The organism is Microbacterium candidum, assembly GCF_030315975.1.
Taxonomy (GTDB): domain Bacteria; phylum Actinomycetota; class Actinomycetes; order Actinomycetales; family Microbacteriaceae; genus Microbacterium; species Microbacterium candidum.
Genome location: NZ_JASXSZ010000001.1, coordinates 407,402 through 434,135 on the forward strand (window position 1 = coordinate 407,402; position 26,734 = coordinate 434,135).

26 protein-coding genes are annotated in these 26,734 nt (G+C 70.3%); 11 read left to right on the forward strand and 15 right to left on the reverse strand.

The features are described from left to right. The first annotated feature begins 108 nt into the window (after nt 1–108). On the forward strand, nt 109–483 hold the full coding sequence (locus QSV35_RS01995) for a (deoxy)nucleoside triphosphate pyrophosphohydrolase (protein ID WP_286286199.1): 375 nt from the start codon (nt 109–111) through the stop codon (nt 481–483). 100 nt (nt 484–583) lie between these two features. Here the strand turns inward: QSV35_RS01995 and QSV35_RS02000 are convergent, their stop codons facing one another. Next, nucleotides 584–1,300 carry a Pr6Pr family membrane protein gene (locus tag QSV35_RS02000; protein WP_286286200.1) on the reverse strand — a complete coding sequence of 239 codons (717 nt, stop codon included), beginning with the start codon at nt 1,298–1,300 and terminating at the stop codon, nt 584–586. Nucleotides 1,301–1,457: 157 nt separating this feature from the next. Here QSV35_RS02000 and QSV35_RS02005 point away from each other — a divergent pair, with 157 nt between their 5' ends. Then, nucleotides 1,458–2,741, forward strand: coding sequence for an adenylosuccinate synthase (locus tag QSV35_RS02005; protein WP_286286202.1), 1,284 nt, complete (start codon nt 1,458–1,460; stop codon nt 2,739–2,741). Next, nucleotides 2,738–4,000 (forward strand): lactonase family protein, encoded by a 1,263-nt coding sequence (locus QSV35_RS02010; protein WP_286286204.1) that lies wholly within the window; start codon nt 2,738–2,740, stop codon nt 3,998–4,000. Before QSV35_RS02005 ends, QSV35_RS02010 begins: the two co-directional genes overlap by 4 nt. A gap of 389 nt (nt 4,001–4,389) precedes the next feature. Here QSV35_RS02010 and QSV35_RS02015 read toward each other — a convergent pair whose 3' ends face one another. The 3 genes from QSV35_RS02015 to QSV35_RS02025 form a co-directional block, all read right to left on the reverse strand. Further along, a complete protein-coding gene (locus tag QSV35_RS02015) occupies nt 4,390–5,490 on the reverse strand; it encodes a flavin-containing monooxygenase (protein WP_286286206.1) in 1,101 nt (366 codons plus the stop codon). 66 nt (nt 5,491–5,556) lie between these two features. Next, nucleotides 5,557–7,170 (reverse strand): response regulator transcription factor, encoded by a 1,614-nt coding sequence (locus QSV35_RS02020; RefSeq protein ID WP_286286208.1) that lies wholly within the window; start codon nt 7,168–7,170, stop codon nt 5,557–5,559. 72 nt (nt 7,171–7,242) lie between these two features. Further along, the gene (locus QSV35_RS02025; RefSeq protein ID WP_286286210.1) at nt 7,243–8,487 is read right to left on the reverse strand and encodes an AI-2E family transporter; all 1,245 of its coding nucleotides are present in this window, start codon (nt 8,485–8,487) and stop codon (nt 7,243–7,245) included. A gap of 96 nt (nt 8,488–8,583) precedes the next feature. Between QSV35_RS02025 and QSV35_RS02030 the strand changes: the two genes are divergently transcribed. Next, the gene (locus QSV35_RS02030) at nt 8,584–8,877 is read left to right on the forward strand and encodes a chorismate mutase (RefSeq protein ID WP_286286212.1); all 294 of its coding nucleotides are present in this window, start codon (nt 8,584–8,586) and stop codon (nt 8,875–8,877) included. 24 nt (nt 8,878–8,901) lie between these two features. Here the strand turns inward: QSV35_RS02030 and QSV35_RS02035 are convergent, their stop codons facing one another. From QSV35_RS02035 to QSV35_RS02045, 3 genes are all read right to left on the reverse strand, one after another. Then, complete coding sequence (locus QSV35_RS02035; protein WP_286286214.1) at nt 8,902–9,300, reverse strand: hypothetical protein; 399 nt, start codon at nt 9,298–9,300, stop codon at nt 8,902–8,904. 46 nt (nt 9,301–9,346) lie between these two features. Next, entirely contained in the window at nt 9,347–9,640 is a 294-nt protein-coding gene (locus QSV35_RS02040; protein ID WP_286286216.1) for a hypothetical protein, read from the reverse strand. A gap of 235 nt (nt 9,641–9,875) precedes the next feature. Continuing rightward, nucleotides 9,876–10,298 (reverse strand): Hsp20/alpha crystallin family protein, encoded by a 423-nt coding sequence (locus QSV35_RS02045; protein WP_286286218.1) that lies wholly within the window; start codon nt 10,296–10,298, stop codon nt 9,876–9,878. Nucleotides 10,299–10,444: 146 nt separating this feature from the next. Here QSV35_RS02045 and QSV35_RS02050 point away from each other — a divergent pair, with 146 nt between their 5' ends. Further along, nucleotides 10,445–10,750, forward strand: a complete 306-nt coding sequence (locus tag QSV35_RS02050) for a MerR family transcriptional regulator (protein WP_286286220.1) — start codon at nt 10,445–10,447, stop codon at nt 10,748–10,750. Nucleotides 10,751–10,866: 116 nt separating this feature from the next. Here the strand turns inward: QSV35_RS02050 and QSV35_RS02055 are convergent, their stop codons facing one another. The 3 genes from QSV35_RS02055 to purL all read right to left on the reverse strand — a co-directional run bounded on the left by QSV35_RS02055 (nt 10,867) and on the right by purL (nt 14,370). Continuing rightward, on the reverse strand, nt 10,867–11,748 hold the full coding sequence (locus QSV35_RS02055) for a hypothetical protein (protein WP_353618951.1): 882 nt from the start codon (nt 11,746–11,748) through the stop codon (nt 10,867–10,869). Between the two features lie 91 nt (nt 11,749–11,839). Then, on the reverse strand, nt 11,840–11,983 hold the full coding sequence (locus QSV35_RS02060; RefSeq protein ID WP_286286223.1) for a hypothetical protein: 144 nt from the start codon (nt 11,981–11,983) through the stop codon (nt 11,840–11,842). A gap of 50 nt (nt 11,984–12,033) precedes the next feature. After that, a complete protein-coding gene (purL, locus tag QSV35_RS02065; protein WP_286286225.1) occupies nt 12,034–14,370 on the reverse strand; it encodes a phosphoribosylformylglycinamidine synthase subunit PurL in 2,337 nt (778 codons plus the stop codon). A gap of 138 nt (nt 14,371–14,508) precedes the next feature. On the opposite strand from purL, the gene QSV35_RS02070 reads away from it, so the two are divergent. The 6 genes from QSV35_RS02070 to QSV35_RS02095 all read left to right on the forward strand — a co-directional run bounded on the left by QSV35_RS02070 (nt 14,509) and on the right by QSV35_RS02095 (nt 20,991). Further along, nucleotides 14,509–15,639 (forward strand): EfeM/EfeO family lipoprotein, encoded by a 1,131-nt coding sequence (locus QSV35_RS02070; protein ID WP_286286228.1) that lies wholly within the window; start codon nt 14,509–14,511, stop codon nt 15,637–15,639. Continuing rightward, nucleotides 15,636–16,850 (forward strand): Dyp-type peroxidase, encoded by a 1,215-nt coding sequence (locus QSV35_RS02075; protein WP_286286230.1) that lies wholly within the window; start codon nt 15,636–15,638, stop codon nt 16,848–16,850. The genes QSV35_RS02070 and QSV35_RS02075 overlap by 4 nt, the downstream gene beginning before the upstream one ends. 100 nt (nt 16,851–16,950) lie before the next feature. After that, nucleotides 16,951–18,591, forward strand: coding sequence for a phospholipase C (locus QSV35_RS02080; protein ID WP_286286231.1), 1,641 nt, complete (start codon nt 16,951–16,953; stop codon nt 18,589–18,591). A gap of 195 nt (nt 18,592–18,786) precedes the next feature. Continuing rightward, nucleotides 18,787–19,161, forward strand: a complete 375-nt coding sequence (locus QSV35_RS02085; protein ID WP_286286233.1) for an ArsR/SmtB family transcription factor — start codon at nt 18,787–18,789, stop codon at nt 19,159–19,161. After that, complete coding sequence (locus QSV35_RS02090) at nt 19,136–20,107, forward strand: SRPBCC family protein (protein WP_286286235.1); 972 nt, start codon at nt 19,136–19,138, stop codon at nt 20,105–20,107. The genes QSV35_RS02085 and QSV35_RS02090 overlap by 26 nt, the downstream gene beginning before the upstream one ends. Nucleotides 20,108–20,133: 26 nt before the next feature. Then, nucleotides 20,134–20,991: an alpha/beta fold hydrolase gene (locus QSV35_RS02095; RefSeq protein ID WP_286286237.1), complete on the forward strand. Its 858-nt coding sequence runs from the start codon at nt 20,134–20,136 to the stop codon at nt 20,989–20,991. Between the two features lie 345 nt (nt 20,992–21,336). Here the strand turns inward: QSV35_RS02095 and sufU are convergent, their stop codons facing one another. Genes sufU through QSV35_RS02120 form a run of 5 tightly spaced genes read right to left on the reverse strand, consistent with a single transcriptional unit; the run spans nt 21,337 to nt 26,725 of the window. After that, nucleotides 21,337–21,774, reverse strand: coding sequence for a Fe-S cluster assembly sulfur transfer protein SufU (gene sufU / locus QSV35_RS02100; RefSeq protein ID WP_286286239.1), 438 nt, complete (start codon nt 21,772–21,774; stop codon nt 21,337–21,339). Continuing rightward, on the reverse strand, nt 21,771–23,036 hold the full coding sequence (locus tag QSV35_RS02105; RefSeq protein WP_419956805.1) for an aminotransferase class V-fold PLP-dependent enzyme: 1,266 nt from the start codon (nt 23,034–23,036) through the stop codon (nt 21,771–21,773). Before QSV35_RS02105 ends, sufU begins: the two co-directional genes overlap by 4 nt. Nucleotides 23,037–23,075: 39 nt before the next feature. Next, nucleotides 23,076–23,348, reverse strand: coding sequence for a hypothetical protein (locus tag QSV35_RS02110; RefSeq protein ID WP_286286243.1), 273 nt, complete (start codon nt 23,346–23,348; stop codon nt 23,076–23,078). Nucleotides 23,349–23,387: 39 nt separating this feature from the next. Next, entirely contained in the window at nt 23,388–24,062 is a 675-nt protein-coding gene (locus QSV35_RS02115; RefSeq protein ID WP_286286244.1) for a response regulator, read from the reverse strand. Next, nucleotides 24,059–26,725 carry an ATP-binding protein gene (locus tag QSV35_RS02120; protein ID WP_286286245.1) on the reverse strand — a complete coding sequence of 889 codons (2,667 nt, stop codon included), beginning with the start codon at nt 26,723–26,725 and terminating at the stop codon, nt 24,059–24,061. Before QSV35_RS02120 ends, QSV35_RS02115 begins: the two co-directional genes overlap by 4 nt. Nucleotides 26,726–26,734 lie beyond the last annotated feature (9 nt).

Below are 26,734 nucleotides of genomic sequence, written 5' to 3' on the forward strand. Positions count from 1 at the left end.
TCAGATCTTGCGCAGAACGGACGCGCGCCGTCCGGGTATGGCGCGGCGGAGCCGAATCTGAGGAGTTGGAGCAGCCGACGGACCCGCCCCGCGGGCTACGGTGGCGGGATGGAGCGGATCGAGGTCGTCGGCGCGGTGATCGTGCGGGACGGCCGCATCCTCGCCGCCCGCCGCGGGCCCGGGATGTCCGTGCCCGGCGTGTGGGAGTTCCCCGGTGGCAAGATCGAGCCCGGCGAGACGCCCGAGGAGGCGCTCCGCCGTGAGCTCGTCGAAGAGCTCGGCTGCACCGTCCAGGTCGGCGATCGCGTCACCTCGACCGACCACGGTCACGTCACGCTGACGACGTACTACTGCCGGCTGGTCGAGGGGATGCCGCATCCCTTCGAGCACTCGGAGCTCCGCTGGCTCGCACCCGACGCCCTCGCGGATCTCGACTGGGCACCCGCCGACATCCCCGCGGTTCAGCTGCTCATGGGTGGATGACGCCCGCACGGATGGCGAGAGGATTCACGGGTGGCGAGCCGATTCGGCCGGATGCTCTCGCCATCCGTACAGGCTCTCGCCATCTGTACGGGAGGGGGTTTCAGGTGGCGAGGGCCGGCTCCGGCTGACGGACCCGTCCACGGATGCGGCTCACCCAGACGACTCCGGCAGCGGCCACGCCGAGGGCGACGGCGATGACGCCCACCCAGAACCAGACCGAGGCCCAGCTCCCGAGGTGCGGGTTCAGGAACGGATACGGGTACCACCAGTGGTCGCCGTTGACCGGGTTCACGACGTTCTCGCCGCGCAGCAGCGTGTAGGCGACCCACACGAGCGGGAAGATCAGCACGACGCCGATCGCGCCCCAGCCGAGGCAGCGGCGGCGCGGCGCGAGGAACAGATCGAGCAGCAGGAACGCCGGCCCCACCACGTGGAGCACCTCGTTCGACCACGGGACGGTCGTGCCCTGCGGCAGCTCGACGCCGCGCAGCAGCGTGTTGTAGACGATGCCCGTCACGATCATGTACGTGGTGACCGAGGCGAGCATCAGGCCGAGACCCCGGGGTTCGGATGCCGCATTCCGGCCTCGCGTCCAGAACCACACGGCCGCCCACAGCAGGACGATGACGGCCCCGACGTTGGAGAGGATCGTGAAGAAGCTGAAGAAGTTCGTGACCGTGGTGCCGACGTCGCGGCCCGCATCCATCGCTCCGCCGATCGTCCTGACCGCCTGCGCGACGATCGCCGCGGCGATGAGCACGGCGACGAGGGCACGCAGCACGGTCCAGGTCTGAGCCCACGCGGGGGTTCGGGTCATGGCGCTCACCCTACGGCAGGCGGGAACCGCCCGACCGGAGGCGCAGCATCGTCCGCGCGACCGGGTCGCGGCGACGGTATCCACGGGCTGCGGGGTGATTCGTCCACCGCCGATAGGATGGGGTGTAACCCGTCCTACACACGAACCGGGGGCTCTCATGCCAGGAATCGCGATCATCGGCGTCCAGTGGGGGGACGAGGGGAAGGGCAAGGCCACCGACCTCCTCGGCGAGCGCACCGACTGGGTGGTGAAGTTCAACGGCGGCAACAACGCCGGGCACACCGTCGTCGTCGGCGACGAGAAGTACGCGCTGCACCTGCTGCCGAGCGGCATCCTGACTCCCGGCGTCAACCCGGTGATCGGCAACGGCGTGGTCGTCGACCTCGAGGTGCTCTTCTACGAGCTCGAGGCGCTCAACGCCCGCGGCGTCGACACCTCGCGGCTGCGCATCAGCGCCAATGCGCACATCATCACGCAGTACCACCGCACCCTCGACAAGGTGACCGAGCGCTTTCTCGGCAAGCGCCAGATCGGCACCACCGGTCGCGGCATCGGCCCCGCATACGCCGACAAGATCAACCGCGTCGGCATCCGCGTGCAGGACCTGTTCGACGAGAACATCCTGCGGCAGAAGGTCGAAGGCGCGCTCGACCAGAAGAACCACCTCCTCGTGAAGGTCTTCAATCGCCGCGCGATCACGTGCGACGAGATCGTCGACGACCTGCTGTCGTACACCGAGCGCCTGCGTCCGATGGTCGCCGACACGTCCCTCCTGCTGAACCAGGCGCTGGATGCGGGCGAGGTCGTCGTGTTCGAGGGCGGCCAGGCCACGATGCTCGACGTCGACCACGGCACGTACCCGTTCGTCACGTCCTCCTCGGCGACCGCCGGCGGCGCGGCCACCGGCGCCGGCGTCGGCCCGAACCGTCTCGACCGCATCGTCGGCATCGTGAAGGCGTACACGACCCGCGTCGGCTCGGGGCCCTTCCCGACGGAGCTCTTCGACGAGAGCGGCGACTGGCTGCGCTCACGGGGCTTCGAGTTCGGCACGACGACCGGGCGCCCCCGCCGCGTCGGCTGGTACGACGCGCCCGTCACGCGTTACGCGACCCGCATCAACGGCATCACCGACCTCGTTCTCACGAAGCTCGACATCCTCACCGGGCTCGACCAGATCCCGGTGTGCGTCGCGTACGACGTCGACGGCGTCCGCTTCGACGAGATGCCCGTGAACCAGACCGACTTCCACCACGCGAAGCCGATCTACGAGTACCTGCCCGGCTGGAAGCAGGACATCTCCACCGCGCGCACGTTCAACGACCTCCCGGTCGAGGCGCAGGAGTACATCCTGGCGCTCGAGGCGATGAGCGGCACGCGCATCTCGGTCATCGGCGTCGGTCCCGCCCGCGACGAGGTCGTCGTGCGTCACGACCTCGTATGAGGTTCCTGACCGGCGGGTACACCGCCGACATGGACGGCTCGGGATCCGGCGTCGGGATGCTGCTCGCCGGCGCCGCGGACGACGCGCTCGCGGGCGGACCGCTCGGCTTCGCCGGCGCGGTCGCTCCGGCCGATTCGCCCTCATGGGTGACGCTGCATCCCGGGTCCCCGAGCAGCCACGGGTCCCCGAGCAGTCACGGGTCCCCGAGCCTGTCGAGGGGCGACGTCGTCTACGCGGCGCTCGAGGGCACGGGTGCCGTCCAGGCGTTCCGTCGCACGGGGGAGGCGTCGTTCGTCGCGCTCGGCGAGCCCGTCGCGACCGGGGAGCTCACGTGCCACCTCGCCGTCGCCCGCGACGGCTCGTACCTCATCGCCTCGTGCTGGGGCGACGGGCGCGTGGTGCGCGTGGGACTGGATGCAGCCGGCCGCCCCGGTACCGCCACGATCGCCCCCGCCGCGAAGGACCCCTACGGGCCCGATGCGCCCCTCGACGGGCTCGGGGACCGGCAGGCCGACATGGCGGCCGCCGTCGACATCGCGGCCGCGGCCCGCGCGCTGCGCGAGGTCGCCGGCGAGTATGCGCACCTGATCCCCGGCACGGACGAGTCCGACGAGGATCTGGCGAAGGCGGAGGCCGAGGCATCCCTCGCCGCCGCAGACCCCCGCGTCTCGCGCGCCCACGAGACGGTGTTCCTGCCGGGCGGGTTGATCGCCACGACCGACATGGGGTTCGACCTCGTGCGCTTCTGGCGTTCAGGCGCGAGCGGGTTGACCCCGGTGCAGCAGATCGTGATGCCGCGCGGCAGCGGTCCGCGGCACATGGTGCTCCATCCGAGCGGCCACCTGTACGTCGTGACCGAGCTTTCGCACGAGGTCTTCGTGCTCGCGCCCTCCCGCGAGGGCGCGTGGGGCATCGTGGGCGGAACGCCGCTGGGTTCCGGCATCCTTCCGACCGACACCGCCGCCGAGCTCGCGGCATCCTTCGACGGACAGTTCCTGTACGCGGGCGTGCGCGGGTCGAACACCATCGCGACACTGCGCGTGCGCGGGGCGGGGGAGTCGCTGGAGCCGGTCGCTCTCGTCGAGTCCGGGGTGGACTGGCCGCGCCACCACCTCGTCGTGCGCGACACGCTGCTCGTGGCCGGTCAGCTCTCCGACGAGGTCGCATCGCTGACCCTCGACACGCGCACCGGAGTGCCCGGACGCGTGCGCTACCGCACCGCCGTGCCGTCGCCGACCTGCATCGCGATCCTGCCCTGACGCCCCCTTGTCCTTGGGACGCACATTGCGTTTCGTCTCGTCGCTGCGCTCCTCGCTCAACGACCGGCGGGTCCTCGGCTCGTGTGGTCGCCGGCGCTCCTCGTGGGGCGACTACGGCTCGGTATCTCGTCGCGGGTCGTTGAGCGAGCGAAGCGAGTCGAAACGCAGCGAGGACGCACATTGCGTTTCGTCTCGTCGCTGCGCTCCTCGCTCAACGACCGGCGGGTCTTCGGCTCGTATCGTCGTCAGCGCTCCTCGCGGCGCGTGCACGGATCGGCATCTCATCACGGGTCGTTGAGCGAGCGAAGCGAGTCGAAACGCAGAGACGAAACGCAGCGAGGGCGAGCTGCGTTTCGTCTGCGCGCCGGCGCTCGCGGGCGACCCTCGGGTCAGCGCCGGACGACGGCAGACACGCGGTCGCCCGCGAAGAGGTGCTCGACGACGTACTCGGCGTCGCGGCCCATGCCCATCAGAGTCGGCGAGGCGACCGAATACTGGAACGGCAGTCCCATGAATGCGAGCCCCGGGACCGCAGTGGCCATGCCGCGTTCGTGCGACGGCCACCCGTGCGAATCGAAGGCCGCCGGGATGTCGACCCAGTCGAGTCGCGGCAGCGAGCCGGTGCACCAGATCACAGTCGCCGCATCCACCGGCTCGCCGTCGTCCAGCACGGGCCAGCCGTCGACGGCGCCCGCGACTCGGCCGACATGGCGGACCCCCGCCTTCTCGAGCTGCGCCATGTGATTGCGGACGAGGTTGACACCGTGTCCGGCGTGCTCGTCGCGGAACCTCCGGCCCCGCTCGGTGTCGATGGTCGTGTTGCGCAGCCGGCGGATGAAGATGCTGGCCATCAGGTTCCCGATGGGGGTGTCGATGGGTGCCGGGACTTCACCCGGATTGCGCCCGGCGATCACGGTCGGGTGTCCGGCCTTGATCGCGTCCAGGGCGATGTCGGTCCCCGAGTTGCCGGCGCCGACGACGAGGACGAGCCCCGGCGCAAGATCCTCCGGCCCCTGATAGACGGTCGAGTGGAGCTGGCGGATGCCGGCATCCAGTTCTCCCGCGAACCTCGGGACGATCGGACGATGGTGAGCACCCGCGGCGACGATCACCCGATCGGCGATCGCCTCCTCACCGGTCGACAGATCGAGGTGGAATCCGCCTGACGCGTCCGGGGTCAGACGATCGACCCGCGTCGACGTCCGGACGGGCAGGTCGAAGGCCGCCGCATACTTCTCGAGGTAGTCGGCGAGCTGTGCGCCCGTGGGGTAGTCGAAGAAGCCGATGTCGATCCGCATCCCCGGCAGGCTCGCCCAACGGCGCGGCGTGAACAGGCGGAGTGAGCGGTAACGCTCCCGCCAGGGGTCGCCGATGCGGGCGTGGTCGTCGAAGACCGTGTAGGTCGCCCCTCGGCGGCTCGCGAGACGGGCGGCGTGCAGGCCCGCGGGGCCCGCGCCGACGATGGCCAGGTCGAGTGATGTCGTGGACATGATGCCCTCCTTCCCGCTGAACGCTACGGAGCGCGCGGAACTGCGGCATCGGCAGAAATGACCAATTCAGGATGTGGGCACCAGGCCGTGCTCGTACGCATACGCGGTCGCCGCAGACCGGCTGGGGACGTCGAGCTTGGCGAGGATGTTGCCCACGTGCCGGGCGACGGTGCGCTCACTGAGGAAGAGCCGTTCCGCGATGCGGCGGTTCGACCATCCGTGCGCGACGAGATCGAGCACCTCGCGCTCGCGGCGGCTGAGCCCGGATCCGGGCGTCAGCACCCCTGTCGAGATGGACGCCGCACGTTCGAGCCGCGCCAAGTCCGGCACGGCGCCGAGCGACTCGAAGACCTCGCGCGCGGCGTCGAACTCGAGCTGCGCCCCTTCTTCGTCGCCGGCGGCGCGGGCGGCGCGTCCGAGTGCGAAGCGGGTGAGCGCCGCGTCGTACGGCGCATCCAGTCGCCGCCAGTGCGACCAGGCGGCGCGCAGCAGCCCGAGCGCATCGGCGATCCGCCCTTCGATGACGGCCACTTCACCGTCCGCCTGCGTGGCCAGCGCCCGCAGGTACAGGGCCTCGGTCACGTCGGCGCATGCCGCCAGTTCGGCTGCGGCATCCCGCGCGGCCGGAGCCTGGCGGCGGTCCAGCGCGATCCGCACCGCGGCCGCCAGCAGCTCAGCTCGCACGGCGGGGCTCGCAGGGACGGCGCGGGCGCGCTGCAATCCTGACCACGCCGCGTCGAGCTCGCCGGCGTCGCGGTGGAGCAGAGCGAGACCGGGCTGCACCTCGCGGCCCAGCGCAGCCGCCTGACGATAGGCGTCGCGGGCCTGTGCGGCCCGCCCGCTGACGCGGTGCAGCTCGGCGAGCCGGTACCACGCGTTCGCGAGGGTCTCCGGGCGCTTGTCCGAGCGGCAGACCTGATCGGCGGCGTCCGTGGCGGACGCCCACTCCCCGCCCACCTGCATCACGGTCGCGCGATGCAGCGTGCACTCGCCGCGGAACGGCTCGAGGCCTCGCTGCGTGTCGCACCAGTCGCCGAGGTCACGCGTCCACACGCGCGCGCGTTCGATGTCGCCGCGCCCGAGGAGGCTCGCGATCACCGCGCAGTACGCCGGGCCGGCGGCCCGGTCGCTGACGCGCCCCGCGCCGATGAGCAGCATCACCCGGTCCATGCATTCGACGCCCTCGTCGAACCTCCCCACCTGCATCAGTGCGCGCCCCTCGCCCATGGCCGCCAGCACCTCGATGTCGGGGTCGGATGCCGCGCCCGCCAGCCGTGCGGCCTCGCGGTAGAGCGGGACGGATGCTGCCGCGTCATCGGCGAGGAACGAGCCGTGCGCGCGACACAGTGCGGCGCACGCGTCGATGCGGGGGTCGCCGGCGAATCGCGCGCACAGCTCGAACAGCCGGGCCATCCACGTCCGCGACTTCACCGCCTCGCCGTGCTCGGCCAGGGTGTAGCCGAGCCAGAAGACGCACAGGACGGCGGATGCGGGATCCCCCGCATCCAGGAACCCCAGATGCGCCCTCTCCCAGGCCCGTTCCGAGACGTCATCGCGACCGATGAACCACGCCGCCTGTCCGAACTCGGCCAGTTCCTGCGGCGTGAGTTCGGCTTCGCGTGCGGTGTACTGCTCGAAACGCCCGGTCCAGTCGATGACTGAGGCCTCGCGGATGGCCATGCGCACAGTATCCGCGCGCGACCTCGCGCCCGCAAGCGCAACGGCGCTCCGGCTGTGGGGCCGGAGCGCTCGCTAGCGCTTCGCGTCCTGGCGCGGGATCACGATCTGTTTGATGATGAGCAGGATCGACGCCGTGATCGGAATCGCGACGAGTGCGCCGAGCAGGCCGAACAGCGTGCCGCCGACGAGTGCGCCGATGACGACGAGCGAGCCGGGGACCGAGATCGTCTTGTTCATGACGCGCGGAGTCAGGACGTAGGCCTCGATCTGGATGTAGACCAAGTAGATGACGGCGAAGATCAGCGCCGGGACCCACCCGCCGGTGAACAGGGCGATGACGGTGGCGGTCAGCCAGTACAGCACCGAGCCGATCAGCGGGATCAGCGTGATGAGGAACGCGAGCAGCGCCATGACGCCCGGGAAGGGAAGCCCGAGGAACAGGTGCAGGAAGAAGGCGACGATCGAGTTGCAGAACGCCAGGATCACCATGCCCATCAGATATCCGCCGATGGAGTCGGTGATGTGGTTGGTGAGGTCGGTCGTCTTGGCCCGGTTGCGGGCGGGCGCGAGCATCGTGAGCGACTGCTTGATCGTCGGCAGCGTCGCGAGGAAGTACAGGCTCAGCACGATGACGATGATGAGGCCCGAGATCGTCGTTCCCACCGTCACTGCGAAGTTCAGGACGCCGCCGCCGATCTTCGCGAGGTTCGCCGGGTTGGTCAGGAACTTCTGCACCTGGTCGACGATCTGGGGCACCTGCGAGCCGAACGTGCTGACGAGCCACGCGTAGAACGGCGTCTTCTCGAAGTCGGCGATCGTCTGCGGCAGGTCGGCGAAGAACTTGGTGATCTGGGTCACGAGAGCCGGGATGACGAGCAGCAGCACACCCGTCATCACCAGCGCGAAGACGCTGTAGACGATGACGATGCCCCACGCGCGGGACACCTTGTGGCGCTCGAACATCCGCACGACGGGGTCGAGGCCGAGGGCCGCGAACAGCGCGAAGACGACGTAGATGATGATCGTCGACAGGTTGACGAACGCGGTGCCGAGCGCGAACGCGACGAGGCCGCCCAGCGTCAGCGAGAGACCCACCGCGAAGGGGTTGCTCAGCGCCGCCCACAGCGGCTTGGACCCCGAGTCGCCGCGCGCGGCGGCCGCGCCGTCGGTCGATTCGATGAGAGCCGTCGGCGCAGCATCCGGGGTCTCGACGACCTCCGTGGGCGCCTCGGCGGGAGCCGGCGCCTCGGCGGAGGCAGCGGCAGTGGCGGTGGGGATGGAGTCTACGGCCCCACCGGCACGCGTGTCGTCGGTCATGTCTGCAACTATATGGGTCGGCATCCCCGCAGCCTCATGCGATATGCGGGAAATACGGCAACCCGCATCCCGTATCGTCGTTGCGGAGGAGATGCCATGACCGCCGACCCGAACGAGACCCTGCTGCGCCTGCGCAGCAGCATCGACAACATCGATGCCTCGCTCATCTTCCTGCTCGCCGAGCGCTTCAAGTGCACGAAGCAGGTGGGGCAGTTGAAAGCCGAATACGGGATGCCGCCGTCCGATCCGGCACGCGAAGAGCAGCAGACCGCGCGTCTGCGCCGCCTCGCCGAGGAGGCCGACCTCGATCCCGAGTTCGCGGAGAAGTGGTTCAACTTCGTCGTGGCCGAGGTCATCCGCCACCACACGGACGCCGCCGAAGGCCGCTGACCCGGACGGTGCCGCGGTCGCGCCTCATCGGCCGTAGATGAACTTCTCCGCGTGCTCGACCGCTTTGCGGAAGGAGTCGTTGCGCAGGGCGAGCGCGGCATCGTCCGCCATGGCCTTGCCCGGCGTCTCGACGTACCCGGTCAGCCCGGGCGGCCGCAGCACCCAGATGCCCCCGTATGGGGGCAGGTAGAAGACGGCGAACGAGCGGGCCGACTGATCGTCCTCCCAGACCGGGACCACGGCGACGGCCGCCCCGGTGTCCACGTTGATCCACTGCGCACGCGGTCGAGGCTGGTCGGCGTCGTACACGGCCGGGTCCAGGAACGGAGCGGTGCCTTCCCCGAAGCGCTGCTCGAACCGCTCGTGGAACACCGGGAAGAACGCGTAGTCGTACCGACGCCAGCCACTCGGACTCTCTTCCACCGCCCCGCCTCCTTCTGCTGTTGTCATCGCCTACCTGCACGAGGACTCAGACTCCCGCAAGATCCATGGCTTCCACTCGGTGCGGGGCGAAGTGGGGGATGGGCACCGGCTTGGTGCGGTGCGGGGTCGTGTTCAGGTCGGCGAGCACGTCCTCCGCTGTCGCGTACCAGGTGGGCCGGGCGAGGTCTCGCATCCATGTCACTTCGCACTCGTTGGTGTCGACTTCCCAGATCCGGGCAACTGTGCCGTACGCGTCCTGCGGCCCGTCGTGCGAGTCGACGATGACCCATTCGCTGGGGGTCACGCTGATCAGCTCGAATCGGCTGCTGTTCTCGGTCATGATCGTTCGTCCATCGACTTCTGTGGTGACGCCGGGCGTCACCGTCCTTCTTCATGGGGACGGCCTTTCCCGCACGCGCACCGACCTCGGAGGAGGGCGGCCGTCCGGCCCGCCTGGATCAGGCACCGTTCGGGTGCGGGCGCCGGGCGCGATGGCGCGACGGCGGCCAACGGAAACGGCGCGGGCGGGGCGAGTCGCCACCTCTCGAGGTCGGTGCGCCGGCTGGGGCCGGGGCTCAGGCGCTGATCGCCTGCAGGTTCTCGCCAGTGCTGACCGTGATCTTGCGCGGCTTCGCGTGCTCGGCGACCGGGATCTGCAGCGTCAGCACACCGGCTTCGTATCCGGCTGTGATGTGGTCGGTGTCGAGGTTGTCACCGAGGAACAGCTGCCGGCTGAAGATGCCGCGAGGACGCTCTGCGGCGATCAGCTGCGCATCGCTGGCGCGGTGCGGACGCTCGGCCTTGACCGTGATGACGTTGCGTTCGACATCGAGGTCGATCGAGTCCGGTGCGACGCCGGGCAGGTCGAACTCGACGTGGAAGGTGTCACCGTCACGCCAGGCATCCATCGGCATGACCGACGGGTGGGCGAGTGTGCCATCGAACATCTGTTGGGTGAGCCGATCCAGTTCGCGGAACGGGTCTGTGCGCATCAGCATCGTATCCACCTCCATGTTCTGTTGATGCTCCGAACCGGCACAGCTCCCACGAGGATCTGTGCCCTGCGCTATAGATTTGTTGTAGCACACGTGGCATGCTGAGGCAAGAGGAATTCGCGGAACGCGGATGTGAGGGGTGCGATGCCATGACGGAGACCGGCGTGGATGACGCGCGCGGGGTGTATGGCATCTCCGTGGCCGCCGAGCTGGTCGGCATGGGTGTGCAGAACCTGCGTGCGTATGAGGCTCGCGGCCTGCTCGAACCAGGGCGCACGCAGGGCGGCACCCGCCGCTATAGCGCCAACGATCTGGCCCGGCTGCGCCGGATCAGCGAACTCCTCGCTGCGGGACTGAACATCGCCGGCATCGCGATGGTGCTGGACCTGGAGGACGAGAACACCCAGCTCCGCGAGATGCACGCGGTGCTCAGGCGGTCGTCGGCGAGGACGTGAGAGAGATCGGTGAGCTCGCGCTCACCGACCAGCTGACGCTCCTGATCGGCAGCAGGCGCCGCGAACGCGACGCCTGCGCCGGACACCGCCGTGCAAGACCGACGGCGATGCTCCGCTCAGCGGGTCTCGGGGCGCTTCGCGGACCGCGATGGGACGGGCCACGGCGCGGGCATCGACTGCGACTGCGGGGCGCTCTGCTGCGGCTGGGCAGCAGGAGGAGCTTGCGCGGGAGGCGGCGCCGACGGCGCGGCGGCCGTCATCATCGGGTCCGGCCGCACTGCCGAGGGCCCCGTGGTCAGCTCGAGGGAGACCTGCTTCTCGAGCCGGTCGATCGCGCCGTCGGACAGCGAGATGAGTCCGTCGAGCTCCTCGCGCACGCGCTTGTAAGCGATCTGCCGTTCGGCGGGCGTCGCCGCCTGATCGACGGCCACGGACAGCAGCTGCTTGGCGGTGTCGAGACGCTTGCGCTCGTCACTCGTGAAGTTCGAGTCCTGGATGCGGCGCGCATCGCGCTCCGCGACATCGAACGCGACCTCGTAGTCGGTGACCGCGTTGCGGTACTCGTCGAACTGCTCCTTGGTGATCTTCGCCTTCGCGGAGGAGGGGCGCAGCCCGTCGGCGACCTTCTTCGCGCGGAGGAACGCGGCGGTCAGCGGCTGGCGGCCGTCGCTCATCGCGGGGTACGAGATGACCTTCGCGACATCCAGCTCGTATTCGAGCCAGCGGTGGGTGACGGCATCCTGTGCGTCGAACAGGCGCTGCAGGCGCGCCTCGAGCGACTCCTCCGGGGCTCCGTACGGCTGCTGCACGGGCACTGCCCCGGTGGGGAGCGGGTAGCCGCGGGCGATCGCCCGCGCTTCGCTCTTCGCGTGGATGATCTCCAGACGCCGAGCGTGCCGGCGACGCGCGTTGCGCTCGAATCCACGCCCGATCGCGCCCATCACTCCCATGAGCGGGAAGATGAGCCACCAGAAAGCCCAGATGTCGGGGGGGTGCACGGGTTCATCGTATCCCCGGCAGGTGACGTCTCTGCCGGGCGCTCAGGTGTTCGTCAGCGCGTACGCGGAGAGCGAAGTGCGGCGGCCCGGATCAGGCGCCGGGAACGAGAAGCGCGAGCACCGTCGCCCCGCCGCCGACGAGGATCAGCGCGACGATCACCACCCACGCGATGATCTTCATGCGGCGGTTGCGGCCCTCGTTGAGCTCGGCGTACTCGTCTTCGTCGTTCGACATGTTCTTTCCTTGGAAGCGTTTCGTCTCTGCGTTACGGTACGCGAGCCCGCTCAGTGACCGGGTGCCGACGTGCCGGTGGGCTCGGCGATGGTCGGGCCGAAGGCGTCGGGAAGGGTCGCCGCGGAGAGGGCGCGCAGCTCGGCGAGCGGAATGGTGAACAGTCCCTGCACCTCGAGCGTGGTGTCGCCCTCGGCGGGAGCGTCGGTCACGCCGATGCGCAGCACGGGGTAGTTGCGGCCCTCGCACAGGCCGCGGAACTTGACGTCGTCCTCGCGCGGCACCGAGACGAGGACGCGGCCGGTGGACTCCGAGAACAGAGCGGATGCGGCATCCACCCCGTCGCGCTCCATGAGCTCGTCGAGCCAGACGCGGGCGCCGATGCCGAAGCGCATCGTCGTGTCGGCGAGCGCCTGCGCGAGGCCGCCCTCGGAGAGGTCGTGGGCGCTCGAGACGAGACCCTGGTCCGATGCGGCGCGCAGCAGCTCCGCGAGGCGCTTCTCGCCGGCGAGGTCGACGGCCGGCGGCCGGCCGCCGAGGTGGCCGTGGACGGTCGCGGCCCACTGTGAGCCGCTGAGCTCCGTGGCGGTGACGCCGAGGAGGTACAGGTTCTCGCCCGCATCCTGGAACCCGCTCGGGATGCGGCGGGCGACGTCGTCGATGATGCCCATGACGCCGACCAACGGCGTCGGGTGGATGGGGGTGTCGCCCGTCTGGTTGTAGAACGACACGTTGCCGCCCGTGACCGGGATGCCGAGCTCGAGGCATCCGTCGGCGAGGCCGGCGACGGCCTGCGAGAACTGCCACATGACCTCGGGGTTCTCCGGGCTGCCGAAGTTCAGGCAGTCGGTGACCGCGGCGGGCACGGCGCCTGTGACGGCGACGTTGCGGTAGGCCTCTGCGAGGGCGAGCTGCGCGCCCTGGTACGGGTCGAGCTGGCAGTAGCGGCCGTTGGCGTCGGTGGCGATCGCGAAGCCGAGGCCGGACTCCTCGTCGACGCGGATCATGCCGGCGTCGTCGGGGAAGGCGAGGGCGGTGTTGCCCATGACGTAGTAGTCGTACTGGTTCGTGATCCACGACGTGTCGGCGAGGTTCGGGCTCGCGACGAGGCGGACGAACTGCTCGCGCAGGGTGTCCGCATCCGTCGGGCGCTCGAGGGCCGTCGCAGTGTCGTCGCGGAGCGCGTCGATCCACACCGGGTACGCGACCGGGCGCTCGTACACGGGGCCGTCGACCGCGACGGTCGAGGGGTCGACGTCGACGATCTGCTCGCCGTGCCAGAAGATCTGCAGGCGCCCGTCGCCGGTGACCTCGCCGAGGACGGAGGTCTCGACATCCCACTTGCCGGTGACGGCGAGGAACGCGTCGAGCTTCTCCGGAGCGACGATCGCCATCATGCGCTCCTGGCTCTCGCTCATGAGGATCTCCTCCGGCGTGAGCGTGGGGTCGCGCAGCAGCACGTTCTCGAGGTCGACGCGCATGCCGGAGCCGCCGTTCGCCGCGAGCTCGGAGGTGGCGCACGAGATGCCGGCGGCGCCGAGGTCCTGGATGGCCTCGACGAGCTCGTCGCGGTACAGCTCGAGGCAGCACTCGATGAGCACCTTCTCGGCGAACGGGTCGCCCACCTGCACCGACGGGCGTTTGGTCGGGCCGCCCTCGGAGAACGTGTCGGACGCGAGGATGGAGGCGCCGCCGATGCCGTCGCCGCCGGTGCGGGCGCCGAACAGGACGACCTTGTTGCCGGCGCCGTGGGCGTTGGCGAGCTTGAGGTCTTCATGCCGGAGGACGCCGACCGCGAGGGCGTTGACGAGCGGGTTGCCCTGGTAGACCGCGTCGAAGACGGTCTCGCCGCCGATGTTCGGCAGGCCGAGGCAGTTGCCGTAGAACGAGATGCCGCTGACGACGCCGTGCACGACGCGCGCGGTGTCGGGGTTGTCGATGGCGCCGAAGCGCAGCTGGTCCATGACGGCGACGGGGCGCGCGCCCATCGAGATGATGTCGCGGACGATGCCGCCGACGCCGGTCGCGGCTCCCTGGAACGGCTCGATGTAGCTCGGGTGGTTGTGCGACTCGACCTTGAAGGTGACCGCCCAGCCTTCGCCGATGTCGACGACGCCGGCGTTCTGGCCCATGCCGACCATGAGCCGTTCCTTCATCTCGTCTGAGACCTTCTGGCCGAACTGGCGCAGGTAGATCTTCGAGGACTTGTAGGAGCAGTGCTCCGACCACATGACGGAGTACATCGCGAGCTCCGCGCCGGTGGGGCGCCGACCCAGGATCTCCTTGATCTGCGCGAACTCGTCGTCCTTCAGGCCGAGGGCCGCATACGGCAGCTCGCGCTCCGGAGTCTCGGCGGCATGGGAGACGGTGTCGAAGACTGTGGTGGTCACGCGGCTGAGCTCCAAGAATCGGGGATGCCGGACCCCTCCAGTCTAGGCGCTGGGCTCCAAGCGTCCGTCCAGTGACGGGCGGGTGAACATCCGGCGAAGACGGGCGGCCGCGAGGACGGCGGTGCATACGCTGTCGCAGTGTCCGCCCGCTCCGCCTTCGCATGCCTTGCGGGCGTGGCGCTCCTGCTTTCCGGGTGCTCGGCTGCTGCGTCCGCCGGCGCCACCACCGTGGAGGTATCGGTCGACCGGTGCGGGACGGGATGGGGGCACCCCGGTGCGGGCCCGCAGCATCTCGTCCTCCACAACACGGACACGCGCGCCGGCGAGGTGTATCTGACAGATGCGGGCTCGGGAGCCGTCTACGCCGAGGTCGATCCGCTCGGCGCCGGCACGACGCAGACCCTGGACATCACGCTCGGGCGCGGGGCGTACGCCTTCCGCTGTGCGATGGAGGACGAGCAGACCGTGACCGGGCCGACCGTGACGATCACCGGTGGGCCCCGGACCTCACCGTCGCCGGTGGCCGCCGTCGCCCAGGCCGATCTGCTGGTCGCCACGCGCGCTTACCAGGACTACGTCTCCGGGCGGCTGCCGGCTCTCGGCGCATCCGTCGCCGCGCTGCAGGCAGACATCGCCCGAGGCGATCTGGCCGCGGCCCGCACGGACTGGCTGCCCGCCCACCTTCAGTACGAGACACTCGGCGCTGCGTACGGCGCGTTCGGCGACCTCGACGGGGCGATCAACGGCCTGCCCTCGGGCCTGCCGCAGGGCGTCTCCGACCCGGGCTGGACCGGCTTCCACCGGCTCGAGTACGGCCTGTGGCGCGGGCAGGATGCGGCGACCCTCCGTCCCGTCGCGGATGCGCTCGCGGCATCCGTCGCCCGGCTGCAGCAGACCTTCGAGCACGACCAGATCGACCCGCTGACCTTCGCGCTGCGCGCCCACGAGATCACCGAGAACGCACTGCAGTTCGAGCTCACCGGCCGCACCGACTTCGGCAGCGGCAGCTCCCTGCAGACGGTCGGCGCGAATCTCGACGGGACGGTGGCGGTGCTCGGCATCCTGAAACCCCTGCTCGGCCCGCGCTTCTCGCAGCTGCCCGCAACGCTCGCCCTGCTGGAGCGGACGCGGGAGGATGCCGCATCCCTCCCACCGCTCGCGAGCCTCTCGCGGGCGCAGCGGGAGCGCATCGACGCGGAGGTCTCGCAGCTCGCGGAAGACCTCGCGCCCGTCGCATCAATGCTCGAGCCGCGGAGGGCGAACGGATGAGTGCCGAGCTGGGGCGTCGGGGATTCCTGCGCGGGGCCATCGGGGCTGCGGCTGCGTCGGGCGCGGCGGCGCTCGCGGGGTACGGGGCGCCGTCTCTGCACGGGGAGTCCGCGCCGGCCGCCGCGCCGGAGCCGTTCCACGGCCCCCACCAGGCCGGCATCCTCACGCCGAAGCAGGCCGCGGCCGCCTTCGTCGCGTTCGACCTCACCGTCTCGACGCCTGCGGAAGCCGCGGATCTGCTCGGGACGATCACCGAGCGCGCCCGGTTCCTCACGACCGGCGGCACCCCGCCGAACCTCGGAATCTCGGCGCCGCCGTCCGATTCCGGGCTGCTCGGACCCGACGTCGTCGCGGGCGGGCTCACCGTGACGCTCGGCGTCGGCGCTTCGTTCTTCGACGTGCTCGGCATCCCGTCGCTCCGCCCGGCGCACCTGCGCCCGATGGACGTCTTCGTCAACGACGATCTGGACCCGGCCCGCACCGGAGGCGACCTCCTCCTGCAGCTGTGCGCCGACAGCCGTGACGTCGTCCTGCACGCCCTGCGCGACATCGCACGGCACACGCGCGGCGGGATGCAGGTGCGCTGGCGCATCGACGGATTCGACTCGCCCTCGCGCCCGAGCGGCGCCTCCCGCAACCTCCTCGGCTTCAAGGACGGCATCGTCAACCCCGCCGCGAAGGACGCCGACCGGCTCGTGTGGGTGCATGGGGGCGGGGAGCCGGCGTGGGCAGCGGGCGGTTCGTACCACGTCATCCGCATCATCCGGATGCTCGTCGAATTCTGGGATCGAGTGACGATCTCCGAGCAGGAGCGGATGATCGGGCGCCGCCGCGACTCCGGCGCACCGCTCAGCGGCAGCCGCGAGACGGACGCGCCGGACTACGCCGACGATCCGAAGGGGTCCGCGATCCCGCTCGACGCGCACATCCGGCTCGCGAACCCCCGCTCTCATGCGACGGATGCCTCGCGCCTCCTGCGCCGCGGATACAACTACGACCTGGGCACCGACGTCGACGGGAACCTCGACATGGGGCTCGTCTTCAACGCGTTCGTGCAGGACCTCGACCGGCAGTTCGTCGCCACGCAGAAGCGGCTCGCCGACGAGCCGCTCGTCGACTACATCTCGCCCGTCGGGGGAGGGTACTTCTTCGCGCTGCCGGGGGTGCGCGACGCGTCGGACCGATACGGGCGGGCACTGTTCGGACGCTGAAGCGATCGTTCATCCGATGTTCAGGCTGCGGGCATCCAGCCAGTCACACGCGAGGCGAAGGATGAACCCGCATCCCCATCCCTCCCGAAAGGACTTCGTCGTGGCATCCACTCCGAAGCTCTCGCGCCGCGGCCTGATCGCCGCCGGTGCGGCTCTCGCCGTCGCCGGTCTCGCGATCGGCGGCGCGTCCGCGGCCTCCGCCCAGCAGCCGGCCGACCGGTCCGCCCAGACCCAGACGCCCATCAAGCACGTCGTCGTCATCTTCGGCGAGAACGTGTCCTACGACCACTACTACGGCACCTACCCGCAGGCGGCGAACACCGACGGCACGACGTTCACGGCCGCGGCGAAGACCCCGCGCAACGACAACCTCGTGACGTCCGGCGCCCTGACGTCGAACCCGAACGTCTACCTGCCGTCGCGTCTCACGCCCGCGCAGGCCGCGACGTGCGACCAGAACCACGCGTACACGCCGGAGCAGAAGGCCGTGAACGGCGGGGCGATGGACCGCTTCGTGCAGAGCGTCTCCGTCGACACGTGCACGGGCCTCTACGGCGCGCCCGGCCTCGCGATGGACTATTACGACGGCAACACCGTCGCCGCGATGTGGAACTACGCGCAGAACTATGCGATGTCGGACAACTCGTGGGATGCCACGTTCGGTCCCTCGACGCCCGGTGCGCTGAACCTCATCTCGGGCCAGACGCACGGCTTCACCGAGGTCGACTCGAAGACGCTGAAGCAGGTCGCGACGCCGGGTTCCTACACGCTGGCGGACCCGAATGCCGCGGGCGTCGGCACGGTCATCAACGACCCTGACCCCGCTTACGACGACTGTTCCGACAAGAACCACACGTCGACGAACACCCTCGCCGCCGGCCAGGGCAAGAACGTCGGCGACCTGCTGAACGCCAAGGGCGTGACGTGGGGATGGTTCCAGGGCGGCTTCCGTCCCACGACCAGCGCCGGCAACGGCGCGACCTATTCGGTGTGCGGTGCGACCCACACGAACCTCGCCGGCGCCTCCGTCGTCGACTACAGCCCGCACCACAACCCGTTCGCGTACTACGCGTCGACGTCGAACCCGCACCACGTCGCTCCGTCGTCGGTGGCCATGATCGGCAAGACCGACCAGGCCAACCACAACTACGACCTGACGGACTTCGACGCAGCGCTTGCGGCTGGACGCCTGCCGGCGGTGTCGTTCCTGAAGGCGTCCGAGTACCAGGACGGCCACGCGGGCTACTCCGACCCGATCGATGAGCAGCACTTCATCGTGAACGAGATCAATGCGCTGCAGAAGTCGAAGGACTGGGCGTCGACCGCGGTCGTCATCTCCTACGACGACTCGGACGGCTGGTACGACCACGTCGCTCCGGCGATCTCGAACGCGTCGCACAGCGCGGCGCACGACCTCGCGGTGTGCTCGTCGTCGACGGCTCCGACGCTCGGCGGCTACGCCGACCGCTGCGGCCCCAGCCAGCGCCTGCCGCTCGTCGTGATCTCGCCGTACGCGAAGACGAACTTCATCGCGCACAACGAGACGTCGCAGCCGTCGATCCTGAAGTTCATCGAGGACAACTGGAAGATCGGCCGTGTGGGGGACTCGTCGTTCGACGCGACCGCCGGCTCGCTGAACCCGATGTTCGAGTTCGGCCAGGCGTCCGCGCCGCGTGTCCTGCTGAACGCCGACGGCTCGGTGCAGTCGGTCAACCCGTCGCAGGACGGTGACGCGCAGTAATCCTGCTCCGCACACGACGGCCCCGGGGTTTCGGCCCCGGGGCCGTCGTGTTCCCGGTGTCGGTTGGTGCAGAACTCCACCGATCCGCGCCGGCTGACCGGCGAAGGGTGCGTTCTCCGGCCGGAAGTCGCCGGACGGGTGGAGTTCTGCACGAGGGGTTGACAGTCCTGGGCGCCAGGCATAACCTACAACCAAATGGTTGTAGAACAAGAGCTCAGCGACGACGAGGTGGACCGGATCTTCCGGGCCCTCGCGGATGCGACGCGGCGTGACATCCTGCGCCGCACGATCGAGGCCGAACAGTCGGTCTCGGCGCTCGCGGCGGAGTACGACATGTCGTTCGCCGCGGTGCAGAAGCACGTCGCCGTGCTCGAGGCCGCCCGCCTGATCATCAAGCGGGCTGAGGGAAGGGAGCGACTCGTGCGCACCGATCCCCGCATGATCGCCCGCGCCCAGCAGCTGCTGGAGCGCTACCAGGAGCTGTGGCGCCACCGCATCGCCGCCATCGATGCGCTGCTCGCCGAGCCGACCGAAGGAGAGAGCAATGCCCGTCACGCAGATCACCCCTGACCCGGAGGCGCTCACGATGAACGTCCACGCCGAGTTCGACGCATCCGTCGAGCGCGTGTGGAGCGTCTTCACCGACCCGCGCCAGCTCGAGCGCTTCTGGGGCCCTCCCGGGTGGCCGGCGACCTTCCGTGCCTTCGACTTCGAGCCGGGAGGAGTGGCGAAGTACTCGCTGACCGGCCCTGACGGACAGACGCATCACGCGCGCTGGGAGTTCCTCCGCATCGACGCGCCCGACTCGTACGAGGTCCTCGACGGGTTCGCCGACGAGGACGGCGACCTCATCGCCGGCATGGCTCCGATGCGGATGGTCTTCACGTTCACGGCCGAGGGCTCCCGCACGCGATTCCACGGCGTGACGCACTTCGAGTCGCTCGAGTCGCTCGAGCAGCAGGTCGCGATGGGCATGGTCGAGGGGATGCGGATGGCGATGGGCCAGCTCGACACCGTGCTCCAGGACCTCCGCGCCTACGCCGAGGGCAAGGGCACCCGCGTCGAGGTGCTCGACGACCAGCACGTGCGCATCACGCGCCTCGTGAACGGCCCGCGCGAACTCGTCTGGCGCGCGCACACCGAGCCGGAGCTCCTCAAGCAGTGGCTCCTCGGCCCCGACGGCTGGCGCATGACGGTGTGCGAGGTCGACCCCGCGGTGGGCGGCAGCTACCGCTACGCGTGGGAGGGCCCGGGCGAGTCGTTCGGCTTCGACGGGGAGAACCTCGTGGTGGATGCGCCGCGCCGCAGCGTCACGACGGAGCACATGACCGGCACCGACTATCCGTCGACGGTCAACGACCTCCAGCTGTACGAAGAGAACGGCGCGACGCTGCTCACCCTCATCATCACGTACCCGGATGCCGCGACCCGCGACATGGTCCTCGCGACCGGCATGACCGAAGGCATGGAGACCAGCTACGAGCGCCTCGAGCGCGAAGTCCTGGCATCCGTCTGACCTCTGTATCGCGAAAGGATTTCGACATGACTGAATTGACGATCTCGACCCACGTCGTCGGCGAGGGCCAGGATGCGATCACGTACGACGTGCAGGGCGACCTCTCCACTGGGGTTCCGCTCTTCCTGTTCGGAGCGCCGATGGATGCCTCCGGCTTCCGCCAGCTCGCCGAGCAGTTCCCCGACCGGGCCGTCGTGACGTACGATCCGCGCGGGACGGGCCGCAATGCGACAGGAGTCGCCGACATCACGACGGCGGAGCACGCCGAGGACGTGCACCGGGTCATCGAGGCGCTCGGGGTCGGGCCGGTTGATGCGTTCGGGTCGAGCGGCGGGGCGGTGAACCTGCTCACGCTCGCAGCGCGGCATCCCGCCGATGTTCGGACCGTCGTCGCGCACGAGCCGCCGTCGGCTCCGCTGCTGCCGGATGCGGACGAGGTGCGGGCGGTCATCTCCGACCTCAAGCGCACCTACGCGGAGGAGGGCAACGGCCCCGCGATGGCCAAGTTCATCGGGTTCGTGATGTATGACGGGGTCGTGCCGGCCGGCTACCTGGAACAGCCCGCGCCCGACCCGGCGATGTTCGGGATGTCGGCGGAGGACGACCGCGATCGTACGAACCCGCTGTTCCGCAACATGCCGTCGATCATCGTCGACCCGGTCGACGTCGACGCACTGCGGGGGCTGGGCGACCGGCTCGTCCTCGCCTACGGCGTCGAGTCGGGCCAGACCATGGCCGCGCGCGGGGCTCGCGCGATCGCCGCGGCGGTCGGGATCGAGCCGACGGAATTCCCCGGCAGCCACGGATCGTTCCACGACGAGCCGATGTACCCCGGCATCCCAGTCGAGTTCGGCGTGCGCCTGCGCGAGGTCCTCGACCGCTGACCCGCCGCCGGTCCCCGAGCCCGTCGAGGGGTCGTAATTGAGCAGCTACGACGACCCCTCGACAAGCTCGGGGACCGTGAAATACCCCCCCCACGGGTCGTTGAGCGAGCGAGGAACGAGCGAGACGAAACGCAGGGAGCCGACCTCGAAAGGTCACCGCGTTTCGACTCGTCGCTGGCGCTCCTCGCTCAACGACCCGGGCGGTGGATGTTGCCGCGCGATCAGCGACGACCGCTCGACAAGCTCGGGGACCGCTCGACAAGCTCGGGGACCGATGTGTGGGCTCGGGGACCGATGTGTGGGCTCGGGGACCGGTGGTCCTTGGACTCGAGGACCCGACGCCGGTCAGGTGGCCTCGGCCTGGGCGAGCGCGGCCTCCAGCGCGACCCAGGGCAGCATCGCGCACTTGACGCGCATGACGTAGCGGGCGACGCCCTGGAACACCTCCGCGTCCCCGAGGAGCTCGGGCGGCTCGCCCTCGCCGCGCGAGCGCATCATCGTGCGGAACGCGTCGATGGCCTCGTGCGCGTCGGCGGGGGATGCGTCCGCCAGCAGCTCCGACATCGCCGATGCGGAGGCGGTCGAGATGCTGCATCCACGCCCGTCCCACACGAGCTCCACGTGACCGTCGTCGACGACTGCGCCGACCGTGATCTCGTCGCCGCACGTCGGATTGACCTCGTGGTGCGTATGCGCCCAGCCCTCGACGCTCCCCGCACCGACACGACGCTTCGCGTGATCGAGGATGACCTCCTGGTACAGGCCCTCCAGCCCGCCGCTCACCGGCCGGCTCCGAAGAACGGGCGGACCTCGCCGAGGGCGGCCGCGAAGGCGGCGATGTCGTCGGAGGTCGAGTACAGATAGGCGCTCGCGCGGGTGGATGCCGTGATCCCGAGGCGGCGGTGCAGCGGCTGTGCGCAGTGGTGCCCGACGCGGACCGCGATGCCGCGGGAGTCGAGGAACTGCCCGACATCGTGGGCATGGACCCCGTCGACGTCCACACTCACGAGCGATGCGCGCGCGGCGCCGGGGCGGGGGCCGAGGAGACGCACCCCGGGAACAGCGGCGACCGCATCCGTCAACAGCCCCGCGAGCTCGACCTCGCGCGTGTGCAGGCGCTGCATCCCGAAGCTCTCCAGGTAGTCGACGGCGGCTCCCAGTCCGACGGCCTGCGACACGGGCTGCGTGCCCGCCTCGAATCGCTGCGGCGCGGGGAGGAATCTCGCCTCGGTCATCGTCACGGTCGTGATCGTCGATCCGCCGGTGCGTGCCGGGGGCAGCGCGTTGAGCAGCTCGGATCTCCCGTAGAGCACGCCGATACCCGTCGGCCCGAGCATCTTGTGGGCCGAGAACGCCGCGAAGTCGACGCCGAGCCCGGCGAGGTCGAGGGAGAGGTGCGGCGCCGACTGGCAGGCATCCAGCACCGTGATCGCACCGAGCTCGCGCGCGAGGGCGACGACGTCGGCCACCGGGGCGATGTACCCGGTGACGTTGGAGACGTGCGCGAACGCGACGATCCGGGTGCGGGGGGAGGATGCCGCGCGCAGCGCGTCGATCGTCCAGATGCCGTCGTCGTCGACCTCCGCCCACCGCAGGAGGGCGCCCGTGCGGGCCGCGAGTCGCTGCCACGGGATGAGGTTCGCGTGGTGCTCGGCCTCGGTGACGAGGATCTCGTCGCCTTCCTTCAGCGCGAGTTCGCGTGGACCCAGGCCGAGGCTCGCGTCGGAGATCCCGAGCGCCACGATGTTGAGCGCATCCGTCGCGTTCTCGGCCCACACGATCTCATTCGGCTGCGCGCCCACGAACCGGGCGACGCGCTCGCGGGCTCCCTCGAAGGCCTCCGTCGACCGGCCGACGGCCTCGCTCGCGCCGCGGTGGACGGCGGCGTAGTCGTTCTCGACGAATGCGCGCTCAGCCGCGATGACGGATGCGGGGCGCTGCGACGTCGCCGCGGAGTCGAGGTAGATGCGCTCGGGATGCGCGGCCAGCAGCGGGAAGTCAGCGCGGGTCACGGTGTCCGTTCGTTCGGTGGAAGGGGGATGCATCCAGTCTGCCTTGCCTGGCTGGGTGCAGGGCGGTCCCACCTACCGAAGGATCTCGTACCAGCGGATGTTCGCGCTGCCTGCCGTGCGGGCGGCGTCGTTCGACCACTCGCACGTCCAGTGCGGGGAGAGACCGCTTTCCCAGGTCACCGCGTCGAGATGCGATGCTCCCGCGAGCGACGCGCAGATGCGCGTCGCGGCGGCGGTGTGGTCGGCGGTCGCCCACACGGAGCCGATCGTCAGCAGCACGGCCGGGATCGCGACGAGCACGAGCCCGATGGCCCCGAGGACCCACCACACCCATTGCCGGCTCATAGCCGAAGCCTACGCAACGGCTATCCGCGTGTCACCGGGCTACTCGGCGAGGAGGCGGTAGCCCATGCCCGCCTCGGTCAGGAGGAACTGCGGGGCGGAGGCGTCCGGCTCGAGCTTCTTGCGCAGCTGCGACATGTAGAGGCGCAGGTATCCGGAGTCGGAGATCTGCTCGGTGCCCCAGATCTCCTTCAGGAGCGTCTGCCGCGTCACGAGGGCGCCCGGATTGCGGGCCAGGAACTCCAGCATCCGCCACTCCGTGGGCGTGAGATGCACCGGCGCCGCGCCGCGGCTCACCGCATGGGAGGCGAGGTCGACCGTGACGTCGCCGAAACGGACGACGGCGCCGGCGGGGGATGTCACGGCCCGCCGCGACAGTGCCCGCAGACGCGCGAGCAGCTCGTCGATCTGGAAAGGCTTCGTCACGTAGTCGTCTGCGCCCGCATCCAGGGCGTCGACCTTGTCGGCCGAGCCGGTGCGACCGGACACGACGATGATCGGGGCGTCCGTCCAGCCGCGCAGCGCGTGGATCACCTGCACGCCGTCGAGCTTCGGCATCCCGAGATCCAGCAGGACGATGTCCGGGTGCGCCTGCGCGGCGAGCGTGATGGCCGCCGCGCCGTCCGGCGCCGCGACGACGTCGTAGCCGTGAGCGGCGAGCGTGATGCGCAGCGCCCGGACGAGCTGCGGATCGTCGTCCGCGATCAGGACCTTCACGATTCCACCTTGCCCGATCCGGGATGCGGTTCCCGTGAGCTGTGCGGGGCGCCGTGCTGCGGCATCCCGAATTCGGAGTTCTCGCCCGATCGCGGAGAGTCCGCGCGCATCGCATCCGGATTCCGCGCGGGTGTCCGAGTTTCGGAGGATGAGGATGCGGCCGCCCCCTCGACGGGCAGCGCCACCACCATCGTGAGGCCGCCGCCGGGGGTGTCCTCCGCGGACAGCGACCCGCCCATCCCCTCCGCGAAGCCGCGGGAGAGGGCGAGGCCGAGTCCGAGTCCGGCGGTGTTGTCGGTGTCGCCCATGCGCTGGAACGGGGCGAACATCGCGTCGCGCTCGTCGACGGGCACGCCCGCGCCGTGGTCGACGACCCGGATCTCTGCGGTGTCGCCGAGCCGGCTCGTGGAGATGCGCACGCGCTCGCCCTCCGGCGAGTGGCGCTGGGCGTTCGCCAGGAGATTGACGATCACGCGCTGCAGCAGCACGGCGTCGGCATGCAGCGGCGGGAGGTCCGGATCGAGGGCGAGCTCGACGGCGACAGGTCCGAGGCCGAGCTCGTCGACCGCCGCGAGCACGACGCCCGCGGCATCCGTCGGCCTCAGCGAGACGGCCAGCACCCCGGCCTGCACACGGCTGACGTCGAGGAGATCGGTGACGAGGGTGGAGAGGGTGGCAAGACTCTCATCGGCCGTCGCGAGAAGCTCCTTGCGGTCCGACTCGGACAGGGCGTCGCCCGCCGTGCGGAGCCCGCCGACCGCGGCCACCGCGGCCGCGAGCGGCCGCCGCAGGTCGTGGCTCACCGCGGACAGGAGCGCGGTGCGCACCTGATCGGCCTCGGCGAGGGCGTCCGCCTCGCGCGCCGTCTCTGAGAGGTCGGTGTGCTCGATCGCCGCCCCGAGCTGGGCGACGATGACGTCGAGCAATCGTCGCTCGGGTCCGTCGAGGGTTCCGCCGTGCAGCTCGAGCGTCGCGCGCGGTGCGCCGTCGCCGCCGATCGGGACCCGCATCGGCTGCGCGCCCGGGATGGGCTCGCCGTCGGTGGCGAGGACCACCGCATCCGGACCTTCGCCCGCGACCAGCCGCACCCCGCTCAGCCCGAACGCCTCGCGCGTGCGGGTGACGAGGGCGGGCACGGCGCTCTCCCCGCGCAGCACGGAGCCCGCGACGGTCGCGAGCAGCTCGGACTCGGCGGTGGCGCGCTGCGCCATGCGCGTGCGCCGGGCGGCTTGATCGACGATCCAGCTGACGAGCAGGGCGTTCACGACGTACAGGCCCAGCGCCAGGGCGTGCAGGGGGTCGGCGATCGTCACGGTGAAGACCGGCGCGACGAACAGGTAGTCGAGCGTGAGCCCGGACAGCACGGCCGCGAACAGGGCCGGCCAGATGCCGCCGACGAGCGCGACCACGACGACGAGCAGCTGGTAGGCGAGGACGTCGACGGTGATCGCGCTGTCGCTGTGCAGCGCGAAGAGCAGGAGCGACAGCAGCGGACCGCCGACGAGCGCCAGGATGAAGCCGTACACACGCCTGCGCACGCTGAGCGATCCGCCGCGGACACGGGGGAGCGCGAACTGCCCGCCGGCCGCCGCGTGCGTCACGATGTGGACGTCGATGTCGCCGGACTCGCGGATGACGGTCGCGCCGATGCCGGGACCGGCGAGGGCCGCCGCGAGTCTCGCTCGACGGCTCACGCCGATCACGAGCTGGGTCGCGTTCACGGATCGGGCGAACTCGACGAGCGCGTGCGGCACGTCGTCGCCCACCACCTGGTGGTACGAGCCGCCGAGCGACTCGACGAGCGCGCGCTGCTCCGCGAGGGCGCCGGGAGGGCCGGCGCGAAGGCCGTCCTGCGTCGAGACGTGCACGGCGAGCAGCTCCCCGCCGGCACCGCGCGCCGCGATCCGCGCCCCGCGCCGGATCAGCGTCTCGCCCTCGGCTCCTCCGGTCAGGGCGACGACGACACGCTCTCGGGCGCGCCACGTGCCTTCGATGCCGTGCTCGGCGCGGTAGGTGTTCAGCGCGCTGTCGACCTCGTCGGCCAGCCACAGCAGGGCGAGCTCGCGTAGGGCGGTGAGGTTGCCGAGGCGGAAGTAGTTCGACAGGGCTGCGTCGATCCGGTCGGCCGGATAGACCTGTCCCGCCGACAGCCGGTCCCGGAGGGACTGCGGGGCGAGGTCGACGACCTCGATCTGGTCGGCGCCGCGGACCACCGCATCCGGAACCGTCTCGCGCTGCTCGACGCCGGTGATCTGCGCCACGACATCGCCGAGCGACTCGATGTGCTGCACGTTGACGGTGGTGATGACGTCGATGCCGGCATCCAGGATCTCCGCGACGTCCTGCCAGCGCTTCTCGTGCCGGAGTCCGGGTGCGTTCGTGTGCGCGAGCTCGTCGATGAGCGCGACCTGGGGCGAGCGCTCGAGGACGGCATCGACGTCGAGCTCCTCCAGTTCGACATCGCGATACTCGACGCGCCGCCGCGGCACCTGCTCGAAACCCTCCGTGAGGGCGGCGGTCGCACTGCGTCCGTGCGTCTCGACGATGCCGATGACGACGTCGACGCCCGAGGCGAGCCGCGTGCGGCCCTCCTCGAGCATCTCGTACGTCTTGCCGACGCCGGGTGCGGCGCCGAGCAGGACGCGCAGCCTGCCGCGCTTCATGGTGTCATT

Bases quoted from the DNA above. Each gene is read 5' to 3' on its own strand.
- QSV35_RS01995 (WP_286286199.1), top strand. From the start codon at position 109: ATGGAGCGGATCGAGGTCGTCGGCGCGGTGATCGTGCGGGACGGCCGC.
- QSV35_RS02000 (WP_286286200.1), bottom strand. From the start codon at position 1,300: ATGACCCGAACCCCCGCGTGGGCTCAGACCTGGACCGTGCTGCGTGCC.
- QSV35_RS02005 (WP_286286202.1), top strand. From the start codon at position 1,458: ATGCCAGGAATCGCGATCATCGGCGTCCAGTGGGGGGACGAGGGGAAG.
- QSV35_RS02010 (WP_286286204.1), top strand. From the start codon at position 2,738: ATGAGGTTCCTGACCGGCGGGTACACCGCCGACATGGACGGCTCGGGA.
- QSV35_RS02015 (WP_286286206.1), bottom strand. From the start codon at position 5,490: ATGTCCACGACATCACTCGACCTGGCCATCGTCGGCGCGGGCCCCGCG.
- QSV35_RS02020 (WP_286286208.1), bottom strand. From the start codon at position 7,170: ATGGCCATCCGCGAGGCCTCAGTCATCGACTGGACCGGGCGTTTCGAG.
- QSV35_RS02025 (WP_286286210.1), bottom strand. From the start codon at position 8,487: ATGACCGACGACACGCGTGCCGGTGGGGCCGTAGACTCCATCCCCACC.
- QSV35_RS02030 (WP_286286212.1), top strand. From the start codon at position 8,584: ATGACCGCCGACCCGAACGAGACCCTGCTGCGCCTGCGCAGCAGCATC.
- QSV35_RS02040 (WP_286286216.1), bottom strand. From the start codon at position 9,640: ATGACCGAGAACAGCAGCCGATTCGAGCTGATCAGCGTGACCCCCAGC.
- QSV35_RS02045 (WP_286286218.1), bottom strand. From the start codon at position 10,298: ATGCTGATGCGCACAGACCCGTTCCGCGAACTGGATCGGCTCACCCAA.
- QSV35_RS02050 (WP_286286220.1), top strand. From the start codon at position 10,445: ATGACGGAGACCGGCGTGGATGACGCGCGCGGGGTGTATGGCATCTCC.
- QSV35_RS02060 (WP_286286223.1), bottom strand. From the start codon at position 11,983: ATGTCGAACGACGAAGACGAGTACGCCGAGCTCAACGAGGGCCGCAAC.
- QSV35_RS02075 (WP_286286230.1), top strand. From the start codon at position 15,636: ATGAGTGCCGAGCTGGGGCGTCGGGGATTCCTGCGCGGGGCCATCGGG.
- QSV35_RS02085 (WP_286286233.1), top strand. From the start codon at position 18,787: ATGGTTGTAGAACAAGAGCTCAGCGACGACGAGGTGGACCGGATCTTC.
- QSV35_RS02090 (WP_286286235.1), top strand. From the start codon at position 19,136: ATGCCCGTCACGCAGATCACCCCTGACCCGGAGGCGCTCACGATGAAC.
- QSV35_RS02095 (WP_286286237.1), top strand. From the start codon at position 20,134: ATGACTGAATTGACGATCTCGACCCACGTCGTCGGCGAGGGCCAGGAT.
- QSV35_RS02105 (WP_419956805.1), bottom strand. From the start codon at position 23,036: ATGCATCCCCCTTCCACCGAACGAACGGACACCGTGACCCGCGCTGAC.
- QSV35_RS02110 (WP_286286243.1), bottom strand. From the start codon at position 23,348: ATGAGCCGGCAATGGGTGTGGTGGGTCCTCGGGGCCATCGGGCTCGTG.
- QSV35_RS02120 (WP_286286245.1), bottom strand. From the start codon at position 26,725: ATGAAGCGCGGCAGGCTGCGCGTCCTGCTCGGCGCCGCACCCGGCGTC.